At 56.4% G+C, this 22,342-nt stretch carries 16 protein-coding genes; 2 read left to right on the top strand and 14 right to left on the bottom strand.

What is annotated here, in order from left to right; all coding sequences use genetic code 11:
* Positions 1-563: 563 nt before the first annotated feature.
* On the top strand, positions 564-2,246 hold the full coding sequence (locus GZH47_RS31015) for a glycosyl hydrolase family 18 protein (RefSeq protein ID WP_162644946.1): 1,683 nt from the start codon (positions 564-566) through the stop codon (positions 2,244-2,246).
* Between the two features lie 220 nt (positions 2,247-2,466).
* On the opposite strand, the gene GZH47_RS31010 is transcribed toward GZH47_RS31015, so the two are convergent.
* From GZH47_RS31010 to GZH47_RS31000, 3 genes are all read right to left on the bottom strand, one after another.
* On the bottom strand, positions 2,467-3,333 hold the full coding sequence (locus GZH47_RS31010) for a copper amine oxidase N-terminal domain-containing protein (RefSeq protein ID WP_162645539.1): 867 nt from the start codon (positions 3,331-3,333) through the stop codon (positions 2,467-2,469).
* A gap of 56 nt (positions 3,334-3,389) precedes the next feature.
* Positions 3,390-4,199, bottom strand: a complete 810-nt coding sequence (locus GZH47_RS31005) for a class I SAM-dependent methyltransferase (RefSeq protein ID WP_162644945.1) — start codon at positions 4,197-4,199, stop codon at positions 3,390-3,392.
* A 97-nt stretch (positions 4,200-4,296) separates the two neighbouring features.
* Complete coding sequence (locus tag GZH47_RS31000; protein WP_162644944.1) at positions 4,297-5,766, bottom strand: amidase family protein; 1,470 nt, start codon at positions 5,764-5,766, stop codon at positions 4,297-4,299.
* Positions 5,767-6,010: 244 nt separating this feature from the next.
* Between GZH47_RS31000 and GZH47_RS30995 the strand changes: the two genes are divergently transcribed.
* Positions 6,011-7,279 (top strand): stalk domain-containing protein, encoded by a 1,269-nt coding sequence (locus GZH47_RS30995; RefSeq protein ID WP_162644943.1) that lies wholly within the window; start codon positions 6,011-6,013, stop codon positions 7,277-7,279.
* A 123-nt stretch (positions 7,280-7,402) separates the two neighbouring features.
* Here GZH47_RS30995 and GZH47_RS30990 read toward each other — a convergent pair whose 3' ends face one another.
* The 11 genes from GZH47_RS30990 to GZH47_RS30940 all read right to left on the bottom strand — a co-directional run bounded on the left by GZH47_RS30990 (position 7,403) and on the right by GZH47_RS30940 (position 22,317).
* Positions 7,403-8,485 (bottom strand): Gfo/Idh/MocA family protein, encoded by a 1,083-nt coding sequence (locus tag GZH47_RS30990; protein ID WP_162644942.1) that lies wholly within the window; start codon positions 8,483-8,485, stop codon positions 7,403-7,405.
* Positions 8,482-9,303 carry a sugar phosphate isomerase/epimerase family protein gene (locus GZH47_RS30985; protein WP_162644941.1) on the bottom strand — a complete coding sequence of 274 codons (822 nt, stop codon included), beginning with the start codon at positions 9,301-9,303 and terminating at the stop codon, positions 8,482-8,484. The genes GZH47_RS30990 and GZH47_RS30985 overlap by 4 nt, the downstream gene beginning before the upstream one ends.
* A 22-nt stretch (positions 9,304-9,325) precedes the next feature.
* Positions 9,326-10,123: a creatininase family protein gene (locus tag GZH47_RS30980; protein ID WP_162644940.1), complete on the bottom strand. Its 798-nt coding sequence runs from the start codon at positions 10,121-10,123 to the stop codon at positions 9,326-9,328.
* A gap of 33 nt (positions 10,124-10,156) precedes the next feature.
* Entirely contained in the window at positions 10,157-10,924 is a 768-nt protein-coding gene (locus GZH47_RS30975) for a sugar phosphate isomerase/epimerase family protein (protein WP_404823826.1), read from the bottom strand.
* 69 nt (positions 10,925-10,993) lie between these two features.
* Complete coding sequence (locus GZH47_RS30970) at positions 10,994-12,163, bottom strand: dihydrodipicolinate synthase family protein (RefSeq protein ID WP_162644938.1); 1,170 nt, start codon at positions 12,161-12,163, stop codon at positions 10,994-10,996.
* 17 nt (positions 12,164-12,180) lie between these two features.
* Complete coding sequence (locus GZH47_RS30965; protein WP_162644937.1) at positions 12,181-13,332, bottom strand: Gfo/Idh/MocA family protein; 1,152 nt, start codon at positions 13,330-13,332, stop codon at positions 12,181-12,183.
* 211 nt (positions 13,333-13,543) lie between these two features.
* On the bottom strand, positions 13,544-15,649 hold the full coding sequence (locus GZH47_RS30960) for a right-handed parallel beta-helix repeat-containing protein (RefSeq protein ID WP_162644936.1): 2,106 nt from the start codon (positions 15,647-15,649) through the stop codon (positions 13,544-13,546).
* Between the two features lie 214 nt (positions 15,650-15,863).
* On the bottom strand, positions 15,864-16,871 hold the full coding sequence (locus GZH47_RS30955) for a Gfo/Idh/MocA family protein (RefSeq protein WP_162644935.1): 1,008 nt from the start codon (positions 16,869-16,871) through the stop codon (positions 15,864-15,866).
* A gap of 246 nt (positions 16,872-17,117) precedes the next feature.
* Positions 17,118-18,557: a choice-of-anchor Q domain-containing protein gene (locus GZH47_RS30950; protein WP_162644934.1), complete on the bottom strand. Its 1,440-nt coding sequence runs from the start codon at positions 18,555-18,557 to the stop codon at positions 17,118-17,120.
* Between the two features lie 92 nt (positions 18,558-18,649).
* A complete protein-coding gene (locus GZH47_RS30945) occupies positions 18,650-20,092 on the bottom strand; it encodes a polysaccharide-degrading enzyme (RefSeq protein ID WP_162644933.1) in 1,443 nt (480 codons plus the stop codon).
* A 206-nt stretch (positions 20,093-20,298) separates the two neighbouring features.
* The gene (locus tag GZH47_RS30940) at positions 20,299-22,317 is read right to left on the bottom strand and encodes a family 20 glycosylhydrolase (RefSeq protein ID WP_162644932.1); all 2,019 of its coding nucleotides are present in this window, start codon (positions 22,315-22,317) and stop codon (positions 20,299-20,301) included.
* Positions 22,318-22,342 lie beyond the last annotated feature (25 nt).

Here is a 22,342-nt window from a genome sequence, read left to right as displayed (position 1 = left end):
TGCGCTTTGTCTACGACTTTAATGAATAATGCCGTGGAGGAATACGCCTCTCCGTCGGTCGAGTTGCTCCTGCAGCCAGTTAGTAAAACAAGCAGCGCACACGCAATGATAGCTGCAGATATGGGCTGATATAGGAACCGCCGATTAATTGCCGATTTGGCAGCGAGGCTTCGATTCCGTGCTTCGGAGCTAGGGTTATGGCGTTGAACCTGAACCATCCATTCATCCCCTTTTCTATTTTGCGTTTAAGATCACGTTGAATCCATACGTATTAGACGATCGGTTATGGAATAAGTTGCTAAATACCCATTTTGCGGAAAATGGTGAATTTAGATTGGTTTTTTACTTTTTTTCCTAGATCTCAAATTAGGTTTACATAATAATTATTACGTTAACTAAATGTTCATCGCAGGGAATAAGATAACATAATTATAGTTATGTTAACCATTTTACTCGCACCAAGTTTGCCAATAATTAAGTCTAGGTATTCCAGGTTCGATTCGATAGGATAGAGTGATCGTGTTCTACTAGCTCTATGACGATCGGAAAGTGAGAACCTAGACATGAATCGAACCAAACCACTCCATCATACGACGGTTTATTTACTTATAGTCGGTATGATCGCGTCCTTATTCCAACAGCCTATGACTGCCGCGGCGGCGGCCCCTGCTGCATCAACGGCGACAACGACCAAGACAGCGACAGCCGCCGTGACGAAGGCCGGTCTTCCCTACGACGACATTCGATCCAACTATGCGACCGAAGCCATCGTGAATATGACGAAGCTGAATTTCATTACGGGGACAGGCGAGCGTCGGTTCGAGCCCGACAAAGCGATTACCCGCGCGGAATTCGTGACCTTGATCGACCGTTTGCTCGGCATGGAGCCGGTCTCCGGCGCGATTCCCGCCTTTGCCGACGTATTGCCTGCAGCCTGGTTCTATAACTGGGTAGAGACGGCTATTCAACTGAATCTCGTCCAAGGGACATCGCCTGCGTTATTCGAGCCGCAGCGTCCTGTCAGCCGCGAAGAAGCGGCCGTCATACTGGCCCGGGCATGGAAACAGCCATTAATCCCCTCGTCCAGCGTGCAGGACGGACTATATTCCGATCAGAAGCAAATTGACACCTGGGCTCTCCCGTCTGTCGAACGATTATCTCGGATCCGACTGATGACCGGCGATCAAGACGGTTTCCGTCCCTTGGATTCCATCACGAGACAAGAAGCCGCCGTTCTGATGAATCGGGCGTGGACGCATGCGGGTTGGAAGGATAAGCTGCTTGCTTCGCCGTCCGCCGCGATTCAGCTTGGCTGGCAGTATGGGCAGACGACCAAACAATTCGAGCAGCAAGTCTCGCAATCCGTCGTGAACACCGTTTCTCCCCGTTGGTTTTTCCTTGGAAGTTCAGGAGGGCTCGAAGACCAAACGGACCTTTCCCTGCTGACTTGGGCGCATAAGCAGAACAAGAAGGTATGGGCGATGGTCGGCAACCACGCCAGCCAGGAAACGACGCATGCGATGTTGTCCGACTCGAATCAACAGCGATCGTTCATCCAACAATTGGCGAACCGCGTCCGGAGCAGCGGCATCGACGGTTTGAATATCGATTTCGAGAACATGATGCCCGAGGACCGGAATGCATTCACAAGCTTTATTACGGCGCTCCATCAAGCATTGAATACCGTTCCGGCCGTATTGACCGTGAACGTCTCTCCTGATTTCGGGACGGATTGGACCGACGTGTTCGATTATGCGGCCTTGTCCGCTAACGCCGACTATATCGTGCTGATGGGCTATGACGAACATTGGGGCGGGGATCCGGTACCCGGCTCGGTCTCGTCTTTGCCTTGGCTGCGACTAGGCATTGATCAAATACTGAAGAAAGCGCCTGCCAGCAAAGTCATTCTTGCTATGCCGCTCTATACGCGGGATTGGACGCTTGGCGCGAACGGTGCATATACTTCCCAAGGAATCGACTTGCTTGGACAGAATCGTATCGTGCAAGCAAAGAAGTCCGTCACGAAATGGGATGATACGCTTGGACAGTATACCTCGGAGTATGTCGACCAGCTTCTTCTGCATCGCATATGGCTCGAAGACGGCCGCTCGCTGACTCGCAAGGCAAACCTGGCGAATGCTTATTCGCTTGCCGGTTGCGCGTACTGGTACATGGGCGGTGAAAGCAGCGACGTATGGTCCAGCCTGCGCAACGCGAATAAGTTCAATCATTATGATTTCAGTTGATTCCTCGTGCGACAATAGACTGCCGCGCTAAAGAATTTCAAATCAACATGTCATTCAGAGCAAAAATAAAGAGCAAAGGCGAAGTCGCCTTTGCTCTTTCCTGCTCCTGCACCTGCACCTGCTCCTGCTCCTGCTCCTGCTCTTGCACATACATAATCCCATCAAAGTCTGCGCATATTATTCACCATCTTGCCCGAATATCAGGCTCGGTCCAGCATTTCTACGGTCGTGCATCCACGCGTTTCTCCCCGTCGATTGGCATGATGTTCCAGCCTTGAGGATTGTCCGTATCGTAGATACGCCAGTTTTGCACGGTTTTGCCGGCTGCATCGCGCTTCCCGTACTCGAGCAGTCCGCCCATGAATTCATCTGCGAAATAGACGCTGGCTCCGAATTCAGGCTTCTTCCCCCACTCCTGCTGTTTGTCGGGATATGCGCTCCATCGGAGCACGGGGAGCCCCTCTTCGTTCATCTCGTAATAACTGGTTGCACCCAGCATTTCCACCGTGAATCGCAAAGCTTGCCCTTCCGGAAACGTATACGTCGTCGAATGCCACCCTTCCACATCCGATCCGATCGACGGGGGAGTCCCGTCAGTGACGCGCGTGAGATTGATCGCGATTCGCCGCGCTTCGGCCAGATCCCCGCTCAACAACGTATTGTACGCCTCCTGACCGGCCGGCGTACGAACAATGACGCGTTTCTCCTTCGCATCATTCACGATGTAGACGCCCAGAGCCTCGCTTACGAAGCGCAGCGGAACGTACGTAAAACCGTTCCTATTCACAGCCGGCACGTCCAACATCACTTGCTTCCCATTGACCAGCGCCGTCTTCTCGCCTACCCGGAGCTGCAGAAACCTGCTTTTATCTTTGGTGTGCGCCATCACGATATGCGTCTTGACGTCGTAAGCGAACACGAGCCATGAGGGATCGGTCAACGCACGCAATTTCACGAGCGTACGGCCGTCTAACGTTATGGCATCTTCTTGCTTGACGCTCCCGTTGACGTAGAGGGCGGCATAAGCGGATGAGCATGACAGCAAGACACATCCGGCAAGTGCAGCGCTTGCGAAATATTTCAACATCCTGTTCACAGAAATCACATCTCCTATGGTGTGATGGAGGGTTTGTTCCTGGCTAGCTATTTTTTCCGGCCAATATAGAGCAAATGCGAACCCGTCGCTCCCAAAATATACGGATCATCAGCCGATTCGTATATGAGCTCCATCAACTGCTCTTCTTCGCCGCGCGCGGCCCAATAATCCCAGTTTTCTTGCGTCAATCGGCCGCCGATCCCCGTAGAGGACACTAGGGATATCGTTTCGAATCCATGCTGTTCAAAGAAAGGCCGGATATCCGCGATATTGAAGAAATAAGCGCCCGTGAATCGGCCTTGATTGGCATGATTGAAAATTCCCGTCTGCTGAAAAGCTTGGATCTCCGATAAGTTGTCTAACGGCTTCCACTGCGATGGAGACATTAATGCCGTTAATATCTTCCGGATGCGCGGTCTGACCGCCACGAATACAGTTCCGCCGGTTCTCGTAACCCGATGCAATTCCCGTACGGCTTGAATCCGATCCGTCTCCGCCTGCAGATGATACAAGGGCCCTAACATGAGCGCGGCATCGAATTGCCCGTCCTTCAAGTCGGCCAGGTCCCTCGCATCCCGTACCAGAAAATCAGCGAATTGATTAACGAGGTTAAGTTCCTCGGCTTTCTCCTTGGCAACGTCCACCAGCCTCGGCGTCAAATCCGTCAGCGTAACCTGATAACCCTGTTTCGCCAATGCCATCGCGTATTTGCCGGGACCGGCCCCATTGTCGAGAATTTGACCGGATGAGGGAAGGTAAGATTGAATGAAATGCCAATTCACTTTGAACTCCAATGGCTCGCGGTCAAGCCGTCCCCACTCGTCGAACTTAGAGTAATAATCGATGATTTCGCTCACGGTAACTCGCCTCCAACGGGATTCGTTCATTATTATTTAATGTGATTAATCCATTTCAATCATTGGTGTACATACGTTCTTCCGGCAGACGTTCGGCTTACACTTTCGGCTTCACGCGATGCTTCGTTCGCTGCTCGTAGGCGTATGCGAGTCGGATGAGCGTCGGTTCGCTGAAGGCGGTGCCGGCAAACGTAATGCCGAACGGTCTCCCATTTCCCTGGAACCCTGCAGGCACGGCAATGGACGGATAGCCGGCCTTGGCACTTAAATCAGCGCCGATATAGGAGGGAAACAGGATAGCGTCCAATCGATATTCTCGCAAGGCGTGATCGATGCCTTCGTTTTGCGCAAGCTGCAGATCTTGGAATGACTCCTGGATGTAGTCACTGTTGCGGAGTGGATTGGACAGGCTGTCTCGGTATTCCAAACCGTCTTGGCCATATTTCAACGCCCGATCTTCGTGTTCCTTATTCCATCGGATCAACTCGGTCAACGAATGGATTGGCATATGTGCCGGGAGGCGATGCAAATAGCGGTCAATCGCATGTTTGAATTCCAGATTCATTTTGTTCCATTTCCAAGGTCCGTGGAAGGACGGAATTCGAATCTCCTCGACGATTTCCGCGCCTGCGGCTCTTACGTCGTTTACGGCCTGTTGGAACAGCGTCTCATCGTATTCGCCGCCGTTTCGCACCTGTTCCGGAACTTCGCAGAAGACGCCGATTCTCGCGCCTCGCAGCCCGTTCTCATCCAGATAAGCGCTGTAATCTCGTTTGACAGCCATGCTGCGATCTCGGCAAGTCGCTGGATCTTGCTCGTCTCTTCCGATTAATCCGTTCAACAGGAAGGCCGCATCCGCTACTGTTCTCGCCATCGGACCCGCTGTATCCTGCGAATAGGAGAACGGAATAATTCCGGTTCGGCTGACCAAACCTACGGTCGGTTTAATGCCGACGATCGACATTTGAATGGCTGGACTTAAGATCGATGCTGAAGTTTCCGTGCCTACCGCCGCAGCGGCAAAATTCATCGCTACCGCCGCTGCCGAACCGGTGCTGGATCCCCCTCGGAAGAATTCCCCGTACGGATGCGCGACTTGTCCGCCTCTAGAGCTATAGCCCGCCCACATCGAGGAGGACATGGCATTCGCCCATTCCGTCATATTGGTCTTGCCCAAGATGACAGCTCCGGCCTCCCTTAAGCGCCGAATGAGAAAAGCATCCTCGTCGCAACGATGCTGCTCCAGTGCAAGCGCCCCGGCGCTCGTGCTCAATTTATCGCCGGTTTCGATATTGTCTTTCACGAGAATCGGAATGCCGTGAAGCGGACCTCTCGCGCCAATCTGCTGCCGTTCCATGTCTAGTGCTTCTGCAATAAAGATCGCATCCGGATTGATCTCCAGGACAGCATGGATTCGGGGACCGGCTTGATCATAGGCCGCAATACGGGCCAGATAGCCGAATACCAGCTCCTTCGAGGTCAACCTCCCCTCTTCCATGGCATGCTGCAGCTCGGCGATGCTCGCTTCTTCGATGTCCAAATTATGCAAGGTAAATGTATTTGCCATCCGTCTATCAAACTCCTTAATAGATGTGCGTATGAAAGGTTGTCTACTAGTATACTCGATATCCATATTTTTGAAATCCCATATTTTGCAGGGCCGCAAAATGGAACATTTGACTACCTTTATGCAACTTATGGATTGTTCGATACGTTATAGTAGTGTTTATTATAAGAAATAAGAGATTCAAAGATTCGATGATGCAGTATCGTAGTCATTCGTATGAAATCTAAGGAGTGAATGAACAGCCATGCGTTCGAAAGTAAGATCATCCCTGCTGATTGCCAGTACGGCACTCTTGTTATTCTCAGGACTATCGCGTGCTTCAGCCGCGCCGGCGGCTTCGCCCGTTTCACCGCCGGTCAGCATTATGCTGGACGGTTATCCGCTTCCTTTTCCGGTTGCCCCATATGTGACGGCGGGAACGACGATGGTGCCGTTTCGCGCGATTGCCGAAGCGTTGAACATCGAGATCGCGTGGACGGATAAGACGCAAACATTAACTGCCACGAAATCGGAGGTTGGGGCGGCAGCGCCGACGACGGTCGTCCTGCATAAGAACGATAAGCAAGCCTTCGTCAACGGGCAGCAGGAGCAGCTTCGCGTCGCGCCGACGGTGAAGGACGGATCTCTCTTCATTCCTCTCAGTTTCTTCAGCACGGCGTTCGGCGCGGAGGTAAGCTGGGACGGCGTTTTCCAAACGGTCTCCATTACTTCGCCGATCGAGCCGATGTACTCGGAAGCCTTCTATGCCATTTCTTCTTACAGCAAGGTCGGTTTCGTTCCGAATTTCAACGCCGTTTCGTTCGGATGGACCCGGCTCGATGCGACCGGCAATCTCGTCTTGAACGGCAGAGATTACTACTGGCCCAAGCCGGCAGGCGACGTAACGCCGGAGTCCATCGTGCAAGACGCTGCGGATGCCGGCGACAGTCCGAGCCTGATGGCGGTCGCCACGGACGGCAACGGCGAAGAGACGAAGCTGCTGCAGGATCCGTCGCTTCAGACGACCGTTATCGAGCAGCTCGTATCGCTCGCGTCGCAGAATCACTTCAGCGGCATCACGCTCGATTTTGAAAACCTCGGCCTCAAGGGAGATGTGCCGGCGATTCGGCAATCGTTCACCGACTTCGTGCAGAAGCTGGATCAAAGCGCCGAGGCAGCCAACTTGAAGCTGACGCTCGCCCTTCATCCGCCTAACAGCTCGTACCGCGGCTACGATTACGAGGAACTCGCGAAGTATGCGGATGAAATCATTATTATGGCGTATGAATACACATATGCGGACGGACCCGAGCCGATGAACCGCGTGAACGAAGCGATTCAGCTTGCGCTTCAATCCGTTCCGAAATCGAAGCTCGTGCTCGGCATTTCGATGGGCAGCGAGAATGCGCAAACGGTCGGCAACAAGATCGGCCTTGCCAAACGATACGGCCTTAAAGGCGTGGCATTCTGGTACCTCGGCCTCATCAGCGATGCCTCCATGAGCGCGATTCAAGATTCGATCGTGAAACGTTAAGGCGCAATATCTTAGGGGTCACGCTTTTCGAATGATCGAAATAGATGAAAAGAAAGACTGCGCCTGAGCCTACGCTCCGGGCAGTCCTTCTTGCTGTTTGAGAAGCTGCATCTACGGTCGGTTTCAATTCCGGTGTCCGATCGCATAATCGGGGTTTTGCCGGAAACACTGCTCCGTTACGGCAAGCTGGCGCCGCGCTTCTTGCAGCGTAATTTCCAGCGGAGCACCGTTCGCGAGATGCTCGTACAGCATGCGATAATAGACGGCCGCGATGGACGGATAGATCAGACTTTCCTCTTCGGCCGGCAACGACCACGATTCTTCATGCCAGATCAGCCGCTCCGAACAATAGGCCGGCGATCCGTCCGCATGACTGATCGGCTCCGTGACCAGCTCCCGGTGCGGCGCTTCCTCCGGCTTATAATACCGCCAGTTCAGCTCGCTTCGCGTGCCGACGAGTCCGCCTCTCGTACCCTGCACCTGATATTCATAGCCGGCATAGGCGTCGCAGGAGCTGATCTCCAGATCGACGACCGGCCCGCTGCCGTGCGTCAGCAGGATTTTCACATAATCCTCCGCATCTCCGAATGAATTGGCCTTATCCATGCGGCAGAAGACGTCAGGCTGAATTCCTGGCCCGTACAGTTGGAGCGCCTGATCGAGCAAATGCGAGCCCGCATTCAGCAGGTTGCCGCCGTTCTTCTCCTGCAGCGTCTGCCAGTCCCATCGCCGCACGAACTGATTAAACCGAAAGCTCGCTTGCACGATGCGGCCGAGCACGCCCGAACGCACGACTTGCAGCAGCTGTTGATAGCCCGGAACATAGCGCGATTGGTGAAAGACCGCCATGCGTCGTCCCGTCCGTTCCGAAGCCGCAATCAGCAGGTCCACTTCCTCCGCTCGATGGGCAAGCGGTTTCTCGCATAATGCGTGCAGGCCGCTTTCCAAGATCTCAAGCGAGATCGGCACGTGCAGATGACTCGGCGATGCGTTGACGACCAGATCGAGACCTTCATGCTTGAGCAGCGAACGGTAGTCCGTATATGTCGCGCAGCCCCACTCTTGCTCCGCCCGGCGGAGCCGTTCTTCCATCGGGTCGCTGACCGCTGCCAGCTGGTACAGCTCGGGCAGACGGCTAACCACGTCGCCATGAATATCGCGGCCGCTGCGGCCGAGGCCGATGATGCCGACTTGAAGCGGCCTCATTGGATCCCCTTCTTCGCGTGCTCCGACATATAGCGGATAAACGCGGGGAACGCGACTTCAGGCCCGTCGATTTCCGGATGCCACCGCTTCTCCCATTCGAATGAATAATAGCCGTCGTAACCGTGTTCCCGCAGCAATGCCAGGCAATCTTCGATCGGAACATCGCCTTCCCCCGGTAAGCAAATTCGCCCGCTATCATGGGAACCGATGAAGTCCTTCACGTGAACATGCTGCATGTAGGAACCCAGCTTCGCGTAAGTTTCTGCGGGCAGCTGCCCATTATGCTTGAACGTGACTTGAATATCCCAGAGCACGCCGATTGCCGGGGATTGCGTGCGGCTCAGTACGGCCAGCAGGTCATCGTGATCGGCAAAATCGCCATGCGTCTCGATGAGCACGCGAACCGGCTTGCTCTCCGCATACGCGCCCAAGGTTTGGAGCCCGGCAGCGACGGCGGCGATCGTCGCTTCTTTATTCGACTTGTCGGGAATCGCATCGCCGAATACGCGAATATAAGGCACGCCGAGCCGTTCGGCCAAATCGATGGCGTCTTTGCCTTCTTGGATCGCATCCTCGTAACGATGAGGCGCATGGAAGGAACAAGAAGTGCTGAGGCAGCAAATCGTCAAGCCCTTGCCGCGCAACGCGTCTTTGGTCGCTTCGAGCCGTTCCGGCAGGAACGGTTCGCATTTCGTAAGCAGCAGTTCGTCTTGAATGCCGCGCACCTCGATGCCGTCATAACCGAGACGAACCGCCTCGTCCATAATCTGCGCCCATGTCCAATCCGGGCAGCCAAGCGTATTGATTGCGAGTTTCAAAGTATCATCTCCCGATTATCGCTTAATTTGTGTTCAACAGCTTGCCCAACCGCCCGCTCGCCAGCTTCGCGAGTCCCGCGGCTTGGCGGGCGAAGCGGATTTCCCCCTCTTCCGCCGTAGCCTCCGAGTAGGGACGAGCGCCGCCGACGCCGAGATGCTCGCGGACATGGCCCGCATTGGCTCCCATATTGACGCGCTCCCCATTCAAATAAAGCATCATGCTCGTCTCGATGCAGGCGGCATGGTCGCTGGCTCGAAGCGGATCGTCCGGCTCCATCAGCAGGTAATCCATTGTAAAGCATACTGGTTCAGCGCCTTCGTCCGTCTTGCAGGCGTAGCAGACTTCATCGAGGACGTTCTGCTGAATGGAAGGGTTATGGCCCGATACGAGCACGACAAGCTTGAAGCCGCGGTTCAAATAATTGCGGCATGCGTTCACGACCAGCGAAACGAATAAACTTGTCTCGATGCCATAAAACGAGCCCGGAAGCGCATAGCCGGCGGTCGCGTCCATCCCGTAGCCGATCCCGAAACCCGCATCCCAGTAAGCGTCCGCGGCAAAATGGATCGCCGGCATCACGACGCCGCCGGCCAGCTTGGCTGCTTCCATGCACAGCCGTTCGGCTTTGATGGCATCGACGCCTAGCGGATTATGGCGGCCGTGCCATTCCAGCGTGCCGAGCGGCAGGTACGCGACGGGGAACCTCTCCTGGATGGCAAGCAGTTCGCCCGGCCGCAGATAGAGCGCTCTCGTTTCTTCGGGTATGGGTTCAAATGGAACTTCTTGGGCGACTTTGTCCGCCTCGTAATATTTCTTCACCGCCGGGTCCTCCTCCTGCTCCTCCTGCTCCTCCTACACATGTTCCAAGTAACGGCTCTTAATCAAGGCGAGCGACTCGTCGACGGGCAGATCCCAGACCGCCCGGTTGAAAATCTCCACTTCGATCGGCCCCCTATATCCAGCCGCTTCGACGGCTTCGCGAATGCGGCGCAGCTCGATGACGCCATCCCCCATCATGCCGCGTCCCATGAGCAAATCCGGCGTCGGCACGATCCAGTCGGACACATGGTAGCCGACGATTCTTCCGGCTGCCCGTTCGATCTGGCCGTACAAGCCTGGATCCCACCATACGTGAAACGCATCGACGACGATGCCGACCTGATCCGGCCGGTATTGCTCCGCGATTTCGCTCGCTTGCGACAATAAATTGATGACGGAACGTTCGGCCGCATACATCGGATGAAGCGGCTCGATGCCAAGGCACACCCCGCACGACTCCGCGTAAGGCACGAGCTCGGCGATCGCTTCCTCGACCATCCGTCTGGCGCCGGCGATATCGCGATCCGGGGCAGGCCCGCAGACGAGGACGAGCACGCCGGTGCCGAGCTCCGCCGCTTCGTCGACGGCGCGCCGGTTGTCGTCCATCCGTTCCCTGCGCGCTTCGGCCGTCGCCGCCGGGAACATGCCGCCGCGGCATAAGCTGGATACGCGCAAGCCGGAATCGCGGATGAGGCGGCTTGCGGCGGCTAACCCCGTCTCGGCGATCTTGTGCCGCCATAGCGCAATCGACGGCACATCGGCCCGCACGCAGGCATCGACGGCCTGCGGCAGGGACAGCATATCCGTCGTGATTTGGTTTAAGCTTAATCGATTCCAATTCGTTAGCTGTTCCACCGTTTCGTTCCCCCTCTATTCGATTCCCGCCATGGCAAGCGTCTGCTTCATGCGGCGCACCGCCAATTCCGGCTTCGCGAGCAGCCCCGCGCGGTCCGCCAGCTCGAACAGCCCGGCGAGATGGACGATCGACCTCGCGCCTTCCGCGCCGCCGAGCATGCGGAAATGCGATTGATGGCCATTCAAGTAAGCCATGAAGACAATTCCCGTCTTGTAGGCATAAGTCGGCCGCTGGAAAATATGCCGCGACAACGGCAGCGTCGGCGCGAGCAACGCGCGATACCGGTCCGTATCCCCGTTATCCAGCGCATGGATTGCTGCTGCCGCAACCGGCGCGATCGCATCGAAAATGCCGAGAAGCGCATGGCTGTAGCCGTGCTCGTCGCCTTCGATCAATGCCGGATAGTTGAAATCGTCGCCGGTATACATCCGGACGCCGCTCGGCAATCTGCGGCGCATCCGCACTTCCTTGTCGGCGTCGAGCAGCGAAATCTTGATGCCGTCCACCTTATCCGGATACGCGTGTATGACACGGAGACAGACCTCCATCGCCGCATCGGCATCCCGTTCGCCCCAATAACCGGCTAATGCCGGATCGAACATGTCGCCCAGCCAATGCAGAATGACCGGCCGGGAAACCTGCCGCAGTATCGTGCCGTATACTCGCTCGTAGTCGGCCGGCGATTTCGCCGCGGCCGCAAGCGCGCGGCTTGCCATGAGAATGACTTGGCCGCCGCGGCTCTCGATATATTCGCATTGCTCCGCGTACGCTTCGATGACCTGCTCGATCATGACCTGCGGTCCCGGAACCAGCTGATCCGTGCCGGCTCCGCATGCGATCCGGCCTTTCACGGCCTCCGCTTCCGCGAGCGAATGCCCGATCAGCTCCTTCGCCCGGAGCCAATCAAGCCCCATCCCCCGCTGCGCGGTATCCATCGCTTCGGCAACCGCGAGGCCGAGCGACCAGAGGTGATGCCGGTACGCCATCGTAGCCTGCCAGTCGATTGCCGCTCCCAGCATGGGCTCTGCATCCGATCGCGGATCGCAGACGACATGTGCGGCGGAATAGGCGATCCGGCTGCGCAGCGGCAAGGCCGGCGCCGTGATCGGCTCGGTGTTCGCAAGCTTATAATCTAGCAGCGAGCCGTCTGCCTGAGGCAGTTTGATCGTAGTTGTCCCGTTCATCGTTCGTCGTTCGCCTCCTATACTTGAAGCGGCGGCACGTCGACCCAACGCCGTTCCGCCCAGGATTGGAGTCCAAGCTCCGCCATTTGCGTGCCTTTGGCGCCTTCGAGCAGGTCCCAAGGGAACGGGCTGCCGGTGACGAGATGTTTCAGGAAATGCTCCCATTGGACTTTGAACCCGTTATCGAACTGCCCGTTGTCCGGAACCTCCTGCCACTGCTCCGCGAATGCGAACGGGTTCGGAATATCGGGATTCCAGACCGGCTTCGGCGTGTTCACCCGATGCTGCGCTTTGCATTCTCGCAGCCCCGCGACGGCGCTGCCTTCCGTTCCGTCCACTTGAATCGTCAGCAGGTCGTCGCGGTTCACGCGCACCGCCCAGGACGAATTGGCCTGAACGACGATGCCGCCTTCGAGCAGGAACGTCGCGTACGCAGCATCGTCGGCCGTGCACGCATAACGCTCGCCCTGTTCATCGATCCGCTGCGGAATATGCGTCGTACCGAGGCAAGAGACGGCTTTCACCTCGCCGAATAAGTTGTCCAGCACGTAACGCCAATGCGCGAACATATCGACGATGATGCCGCCGCCCTCTTCCTTGCGATAATTCCAGGAAGGCCGCTGGGCAGTCTGCCAATCGCCCTCGAATACCCAATAGCCGAATTCCATCCGCACGGACAGCACCTTGCCGAAAAATCCCGCATCGAGCAGCCGCTTTAACTTGAGCAGCCCCGGCAGAAATAATTTGTCCTGGACGACGCCATGCTTCACGCCGGCTTCCTTTGCCAGCCGGGCAATCGCGAGCGACTGCTCGAGACTGTCCGCCGTCGGCTTCTCGCAATAGATGTGCTTGCCGGCGGCGATCGCTTTCTTGATGCTGTCCGCGCGGTGCAGCGTAGTTTGCGCATCGAAATAAACCGTGTCATTCGGATCCGCCAAGCAAGCATCCAAATCGGTGCTCCAGCGGGAAATGCCATGTTTCCGGGCAAGCGCTTCCAACTTATGCGCTTGCCGTCCGACCAGAATGGGATCAGGCATAATGACATCCCCATTGGGGAGCGCGACGCCGCCTTGATTGCGGATTGCGAGAATGGACCGGATAAGATGCTGGTTCGTGCCCATCCGTCCCGTTACGCCGTTCATAATAATGCCGATGTTGTGCGTTGTCATGGATCGTTACCTCCGATTGATCGTGATAGGCATGCCGACAGGACGCCGTCAGACGGCGCCCTTGCCGGCAGCTCCTTAGATTGCGAATCCGCTGCTTATCTAAATTTTTCGAATACAAACATGCAAATTCCTGCTAATTCGAAAAATTCTGCAAATTTGAGCGCTTCAGACATTGCTGATCTAACTGCTTCCTATTCAGCAAATTTAAATCTCACTTGACATACTCGAACGCGCCGATGTCGGTTTTGCCTTTGTCCGGACGCTTCACGCTTTGCTGATGCGGCGCGTACTCCTTGGCGAGCAAGTCGCCGTATGCGTTCGGCAGGCCGCCTCCGGCATCGATAAGCGGCGATCCCGCCTTCAATTGATAATTCTGCGCTTCCAGCGATAAGTTGATCAAACCCGGATCAGCGCCTGTAATCGTACCGATATTTTTGTCCGGATGACGGTCGGGCTCGTTGAAATCGTAGAAGTACCCTTCCGTGAACCAGTTGTTGCGCAGCTCGATCGAGGCGTCGTCGTCCGTGATCACGAGCGGTGCGGGATTCGCTCCGGCACGGTGGAAGACATTGTTGCGCGCGTCCACATGCTTGCCCGGCGCATAGAAGAGCACCGTACGCTCGACGCGGCCCGGATCCTTCAGGTTCGGCACGCCGTCTTGCCCGTAAACGCGGGCTTGACGGTAGGTGAGGATCGTATTGTTGAAGAAATTGAGCGTACCGTGACGATCCGGCACGGCCGCATCGTCGCCGCCGAAATTGATGATCTCGTCGTCACCCCACGTATCGAACAAGTGGTCATGCTCGACCAGCACGTTGGCATAGACGAACGAGTTGTTGTAGGTCGGATCCAATACGATCCGCGGCGTATCCTCGCCATCATCGAGCGCGATCTGCCTTCTTCCGCCCTCGATCCAATTGTACCTGACGACCGTGCCCGCGCCGCGGTCCTTCAGGCCGTAACCCTGCGAACCTGCCAGCAAATCGCCGTAGCGGTTGTTCTCGTATACCGTGCCGATGGCGGCAATGTAACTGTTATGCTCGAACATCCGGCCGACGTTTCCGTTGCCGTAAACGGAATTCCCTTGGATGAGCAGATCCTTCGACGTGTAATCGATGAGCGCTCCTTCCCATACATACATGGACGAGGAACCGAATATGCCGTTTCCGTTATCGTGAATGCGATTGTTGCGCAGCGTCACATGATCCCCGTTGTCGATCCAGATGCCCGTGGCGTTGAATGCATAACTGGCTTGCGCGCCGCTGGCGTTCGTGTACTTCTTCGAGGCGTGAGCGTCGTACACCTCGAAATTCTCGAACGTGACGTACTTCGCAGGCTGGCTGTCCTTGCCGATGCGCACAAGCGAGCGGTTCGCGTTCGGGATCGGGTTCGCTGCGCGCGCCGTCGCTCCGTTCCCATCGATCTTAGGCAGCTCGCCGTTCGGTCCCGGGACGCCATGAACGATGATCGGCTTCTCCTTCGTGCCTTCCGCGAAGATGCCGATCTTCTCCTTATACGGCTCGGGCCGATAGTACACATATACGACGTCGCCCGCTTTCAGCGTTTCCCAGGCAAAGTCGCCGATGTTCTCGTACGCCTTGCCCGGACCGATTTCGACCGTTGCCGGGGGCGCATCGTTCGGACCCGGCTGCGGCTTCGCTGGCGCCGGTGCCCAATCCGCGTAGCTGACGCTGCTCAGATCCAGCTCGAATTTCAATTTATCCTTGCCGCCCATGCCCGTCAGATCGATCGGCTCATTGAACACGATCCACGACGTGCCTGCGCTGCCGGCGACGGAGAAGGTCAGGCATCTCGAATTGTTCACGCCGCATTTTGGCGCGACCGTGCCGTTGATCGCGTAGGAATAATACAAGTCCTCCTCGTTCGAGAAGTTTTGAAACATGAACGGCCGTTTCGCTTCGTTCGTGAACAACTGAATGCCGCCGATGCTCATCTTATCCACGTAGACGGCGTCCTTCGTTTCCGGCCAGCCGTTTACAACCTCGCCGTCTTCGTTCATTGCCGCATCGGCGGGCACGAACGCGATGCTGCCAAGCTTGCCGTCCGCCGTCAGCGTCTTCAGCGCGGAGACGGGAATTTCGACGGTCTTGTAGCCGTCCTTCATGTCGGTTTCGAAGGCGAACGATTTTGTTGCGTCGTATGCGCCGCTTTCGGCATCGACGTTGAACAATGCTTTCAGCTTGAACGGCGCCGCAGCCCCGTTTGCCTTGGGAACGCTGCCAATCGTGAACGGCGAGATCAGCATCGCCGCTGCAATGAGCGCCATGAACGTTCGTCTGGGTGCAAGAATTCCCATACCTTCAAACCTCCCCATGCTTCATTTAATGGTTGCATGGTAACGTTACCGCACATAGGTCGATGCGAACTACGGTAGCCTTTTGCAAACTTTCATCTTTCTTCGACTAGTGTAAATAGTGACCGGAATCGCAAAAAAAGAGAAGGACCGCAATACGGCCTTCTCCGCGAATGCTGTGCTCGTCTAGGTGTTGCGCGCGTCTCCTCCGAGCGAATTAAAGAACATAAGCAATCTGTCTGCCGTTGTCGTCCGCGGACTGCATCACATTCTCCACAAGCCGCAGACTGAGAAGCCCTTCCCGGATCGGACAAACTTCCGGCCCTTCTCCGCGCACCGCCGCAATGAACGATCTGGTCTCTTCCGCATGCCCGTCGAGATGCGTCTCGTATCGCTGCCGAACCGGCGTCTCGCCGTCCGTAAACACAAATTCAGCGCTGTTCCCATGAGCGAAACGAGCGGTCACTTTGCTGCAAATGACGGTGAAGGTACAATCCCATTCCGTCGGAACGGCGCAATTGGAAGCGCAGATCGAAGCCATTGCTCCCGAGCGGAAACGAACCGAACCGACGCTCGTATCCTCGATCGTATAGCCTGGCGTTTCGAGATGGCCCAAATTGGCGGTAAATCCGCTGATGCGGTCGGGTATCCCAAAAAAATGCAACGCAAGGTCATAGATATGGATGGCCTGCTCAAACACCTGTCCGCCCGAACGGCTGCGGTCGCTCCACCAGGGAGAGTGCAGCGAGTTGCAATAGAACCTGCCTTCGAACAACGTCGGAACGCCGGCCCGCCCATCCTCGATCATCCGCTTGAGCTCCTGCACGGCGCCGCCGAAACGATAGTTATAGCCGACCAGAGAGACGACGCCCGCTCGCTCCACGGCTGCCGTCATGCGCTCGGCCGTCGTCGTATCGAAGGCAATCGGCTTCTCGATAAAGACGGCAACGCCTTTGCTTGCCGCCTTCTCGACCTGTCCGTTATGCGCGAATGGGGGAATGCAAATATAGACCGCATCCAGCGCTTCCTCGTCCAGCATGTCGTCGAAGGAATCATAAGCCCTCGCGCTTCCGCCGGTATATTCCATGCTGAACGCCACCGCTTTATCAATCGTAGAACCGCAAATGGCCGCCACTTCTACGTTAGGCAGCTCCAGCAAATTTTTCACATGCTTCTGACCCATGGAACCAAGACCCAGCATGCCCACTTTGGTGATTTTTGTCATATCGATTCCCCCGTCATTTGGTTCAAACCGGCAGCCCGCACCTTGTCCGTTTCCAGGCGCAGCACCGGTTTGAATAACTTATCAGGGAAATCCTAACATTGGCCATAGACACGGTCAACCGTCAAAAACCAGTGATTCCTTGTCGAAATCGATCATTCAGAGCAAGGTACTGTTCTTGCGCAATGAGAACTTAAGGGAAGAACCGTGTGCGGTCCTTCCCTCAGTTTAACGCCCAGCGGCTGCGAATCAGTTCTCGAAAGCGCCGATGTCGATCGTGCTATGCACCGCGCGGGCGACAGACGATTGATCTTTCACGTATTCCATGTTTACCGGATAGGCGCTTGCCGCAGCGGGCAGCGACGTTCCGGCATTGATGAGCGCCGAGCCTGTCGCCGGACGCAGATCGAGCGTCGTCAGGTTCGCGAATCCGGGAGCCGTGCCCGTAATGGTGCCGGAATGCGTCACCGTGCCGCCGGAGCCGCTGGCGATGTTCGTATAGCCGGTGCTGATCCAGTTATTGTACAGATTCGCAGTCCCCGTCTGATCGATGATCGAGAGCCCGGAAGCCGCCGCGCTCTTGTAGAACACATTGTTGCGTACGTCGGCCGACTCGCCGCTCGAGGACAGCCGCAGAATCGTCGCGGAATTGGAACGGTTCGAGATGAACGTGTTGTTGTAGAGATAGAGCGTGCCTTTGCGGTACAGCTTCTTCGTGCCGTTGTCGCCGCCGTAATGCACGAACTGCGGATTGCGCGCGTCGTCCGGCTTGATCAGCACGTTGCCGTAAACGAATGTCTTGTGATAGCTCGGATCGCCGCTGATCAGCGTCGTATCGTCGCCTTCGACGAGATCGAGCTGACGGTTGCCGCCTTCGATCCAGTTGAACCGAACGACCGTGCCTGCGGAGCGATCCTTGAGATTGTTGCCGCTGGAGCCGCTGCACAGCTCGCCTAAATGGTTGTACTGGAACGTTATGCCGATCGCGGCCGTGTATACGTTATGCTCGTAGACGCTGCCGCTATTGCCGTTGCCGTAGATGTAATTGCCTTCGACCAAAATATTGCGGGACGCGCCGTCATCGGAGCTGGCGACGAACAAGCCGTTGCCGCCGTCGGTAATGACGTTGTTGCGGAACGTCAGATTCTCCCCGTATTCCACGAAGACCGGCGAGGCATTCGTCAAATAACTGACGGTCGCGCCGGCGTTATTCGTGTACGTATAGGATGATCTGGCACCGCGAACCTCCAGGTTCTCGATCGTGATGTACTTCGGCAAATTGCCCGTTGACGGGTCGGAGGCGCTGCCGGCGAATCTGGCGCCGCCGATCTTGATCACGGATCGGTTGTCGTTCCAGAAATCGAGCGCCGCTCTCGTCGTTGCCCCATTGCCGTCAATGACCGGCCGCTGGCCGCTCGCGTTCGGCACGCCGGTAATGGTGATCGGCGCTGCCGCCGTCCCTTGGCGCGAAATGACGAACTTCTCCTTGTACGGCGTCGACCGCCAGTAGATCTTGACCTGATCGCCGGCATTCAGCGACTCCCACGGAACATCTCCGATATTGGCATATGTTTTGCCGGGTCCAACCTCGTACAACGAAGCCGCGTACGCCTTGTCCGTCTGCGGCGCGAACGTGAACAAACCCATGACTAGTGCCAAGGCAACGAGCGAATACCATACTTTTCTCATCTTCTTCTTCCTCCTTTTATGCTGCGCATTAGGGGACCTGAGAGAAGAACCGTAACGGCTCTTCCCTCAGGCGAACGACTGACGATCGCGAATCAATTCTCGAAAGCGCCGATATCGATCGTACTGTGAACGGCGCGGGCGATGGACGATTGATCCTTCACATACTCCATGTTTACCGGGTAGGAGCTTGCTCCCGTCGCGAGGGAGGTGCCTGCGTTAATTAGCGCCGAACCCGTCGCCGGACGCAAATCGAGCGTAGAGAAGTTCGTGAAGCCCGGAGCCGTGCCGGTAAGCGTGCCGGAATGCGTAACCGTGCCGCCGGACCCTGCCGCGATGTTCACATAACCGGTGTTGATCCAGTTATTGTACAGGTTCGCCGTTCCCGTCTGGTCGATGATGCGAAGCCCTGAAGTCGACACGCTCTTGTAGAACACGTTATTGCGAACGTCAGCCGTCTCGCTGCTCGTGGACAGCCGCAGCAGCGTCGCGTTGTCGGTCCGGTTCGAGATGAACGTGTTGTGATAGAGATAGAGCGTGCCTTTGCGATACAGCGAAGTCGTGCCGTTGTCGCCGCCGTAATGGACGAACTGCGGATTGCGCGTATCGTTCGGCTTAATCAGCACGTTGCCGTACACATACGTTTGGTGATAGCCAGCATCGCCGCTGATCGCCGTCGTATCGTCGCCTTCGACGAGATCCAGCTGACGGTTGCCGCCTTCAATCCAGTTGTACCGGATAACGGTGCCGGACGAGCGGTCCTTCAGATTGTTGCCGGAACAACCGCTGCACAGGTCGCCGAGGTGGTTGTACTGGAACGTGATGCCGATTGCTGCCGTGTAAATATTATGTTCGTAGGCGCTGCCACTGTTGCCATTGCCGTAGATGTAATTGCCTTCGACCAGAATATTACGGGACACGCCCGCGTCCGTGCTCGCAACGAACAAACCATTGCCGCCATCGGTAATGACATTGTTGCGGAACGTCAAGTTCTCACCGTACTCCACGAAAATCGGGGATGCACTCGTCAAATAGCTGACGGTCGTGCCGGCGTTATTCGTGTACGTGTAGGACGATCTGGCACCGCGAACCTCCAGGTTCTCGATCGTAATGTATTTCGGCAAATTGCCCGACGCCGGGTCGGAGGCGCTGCCGGCGAATCTCGCTCCGCCGATCTTGATCACGGAACGGTTATCGTTCCAGAAGTTGAGCGCAGCTCTCGTCGTTGCCCCGTTGCCGTCGATGACCGGCCTCTGGCCGCTTGCGTTCGGCACGCCGGTAATGGTAATCGGCGCGGCCGCCGTACCTTGGCGCGAAAGGATGAACTTCTCCTTGTACGGCGTCGACCGCCAGTAAATCTTGACCTGGTCGCCGGCGTTTAGGGATTCCCATGGAACATCCCCGATATTGGCATATGTTTTGCCGGGTCCAACCTCGTACAACGAAGCCGCATAAGCTTTGTCCGTCTGGGGTATGAAGGTGAACAATCCCATTACGAGCGCGAGCGCCATCAATGCATACACCGTTTTCCTGCTCATCTTTTTCCTCCTCGTATCCTTGTTTTTGGGCTGCTGTCGTAGCCTTGGCCGTTGCCGCCGTTTGGCGCAAACCGACCGGATGCATGGCGTAAAGTCGGCTCCCCTCCTTTCGTTCGGAATCGATCTTACTATAGAAAAAAACCGACGAACTGCCAATCGTCGGTTTTATACATTCCTCATTGTTTTGATGGTTTCGAGAAAACAGCTTAATTCGATGCAAAGTTAGCTTCGCCCATAATCCGGATCGGTTCGGCGACGGACTGCGTTTGCCGCGAACGAGTCTCCGGGACATGCGCGATCGCCTTGACCCAGATGTTGCCGGTCAGCGGATTGTCGACCAGCAGCCGGACAGCCGTCACCGTTTTGTCGGGATACGGGCTCTCGATCAGCCAACGGTAATACGTTTCTTCGCCGATCCGGACAGGCCATGACGTGAAGGCTGCTTCCAGCAAAATCGCATCGACTTCGTACTGCGCGGCCGTATGCAGCGTGCCTTTGGACAGCTTGCGATCCCAAAACCGGTCTTTGTTGGAAATGTTGAAGCCGTACGTGATCGGAACGCTGGCTTTCGAGCCGTCCGCATACTCGAGCACGTATTCGCCGATCCGATACTCCCGATTGTCCAGGTAAATGCCGTCGATGAACTGGTGATACTCCCGGATATGATCGGTCGAATGCAGCACTTCGATATACGACGTGCCCGCGCCGGAGCCGGCTTCCCGCAGCGCCTTGCGGTAGCGGTACCGGTACAGCGCTTCGAACGCCTGATTGGCCGCCTCTTCGTGCATCGTATCATCATAATGATCGCGCCAGAATAGATACGACGCGTACGCCATCGAGAACAATGCGCCGTTGCGCTGCAAATTCTCTTCTTTGATCGCGCTCCAATTGGAAATGATGCCGCCGAGCGCTCCCTGCGCAAGACGCGTGCTCCAATCGGCGAACGAAGGTCCATCGAAGTTCCCGTAGACGACAGGCATGCTTCGCTCGAAGAACGGCTGCTCGAAATGCCGCTCGATGCCCCAGTACCAATGCATCATGACAATGTCGCGCGGCACGAGATCAATCGCTTTGTACGTTGCGGGAATCGTCTCGCCCATGTAAACGCCGGTATCGTAATCGACCATGCGCCGTTCGGATCCGCCGTACGTCTTGCCGTCCGAGGTAACAGCGTTCAGCAGCTTCTCGCTCCAGATCATCGTTTGAGCGCCGCGTTCCTGCAAATAAGCATGGATTCGCTTGATGTCATCCGCATACAGCTGCTCCGCCGGCTTGCCTTTGCACTTGTCGCACAGCCCGATCGAGTACAGCTCGTCATGGCCGATATGGACCGTTCGCGGCTCGAATACGTCCAGCACTTCATCCAGCACATCGAAGAGCAGCGCATAAGAGCGCTCGTCGGACGGGCAGTACGTGTCCGGGTAAGGATCGTTATGACGCTCCCTGATTTCCGGGTGATTGATGAGCAAATAATCGCAGTGGCTGAGGCTCGGCACTTCCGGAATGACGTCGAGGAAGCGCTCTTTGCAGTAGCCGACGATGTCGCTTACCTGCGCTTGGGAGAGGAACCGGCCGCCGCCGTTCTCCGCATGGATCGAATTTTTGTACCACGAGAACGTTTTCTCCTGAATGACGATCGTTTTCCCGCTGTATTCGTACATTTCGTCGCAGTAGCGCACCCAGCCCTCGTTGATTTCCGGATGCCGCTTGTACGCCATCGCGCCGCCGACTTCGATGACGATCGTGTTGTATTTGAACTGGACGAGCATGTCGACGAACGCTTTGAAATACGGAATGCCTTCTTCCGTCGGCAGGTACACCTTAAGCCCTCTGACCGGACAAGTCGGGTAATTATAGACGATGCCCGTGCGAAGACCGCCGCGGTTCGCGTCGGCAAGCTTCGCCAGCGTGACGGCGCCATAGACGAGCCCCCGCTCCTGTTCGGCATAGATTGCCGCTTCGCTGCCGGCAATAGCGATGACATATCCTTCTTCATGCGCGTCGTCGTACGCAACGTTCAATTGCTCGGAGATGCTCGCGCGAACGTCTTCCGGCACGCCGAGACGGAACTTGATTCTCCTGCAAATGTCCGTTTGCGGCTGCAGGCTGGCCGTCCGCGACAGCAGTTCCTTGACGAGCGGGAGCTCGCAGTCGATGACGGTAGCGCCCGTGATCCAGTAAGTCGTTTGCCCGAAAGCAGCATGCGCGGTCAGCATATCGTTCATGTTACAGCCTCCTATTATCGGAAAT

The sequence above is a fragment of the Paenibacillus rhizovicinus genome (assembly GCF_010365285.1).
Classification (GTDB): domain Bacteria; phylum Bacillota; class Bacilli; order Paenibacillales; family Paenibacillaceae; genus Paenibacillus_Z; species Paenibacillus_Z rhizovicinus.
Note: the sequence above shows the minus strand (reverse complement) of the source record. Positions and strands in the feature narration are given on the sequence as shown.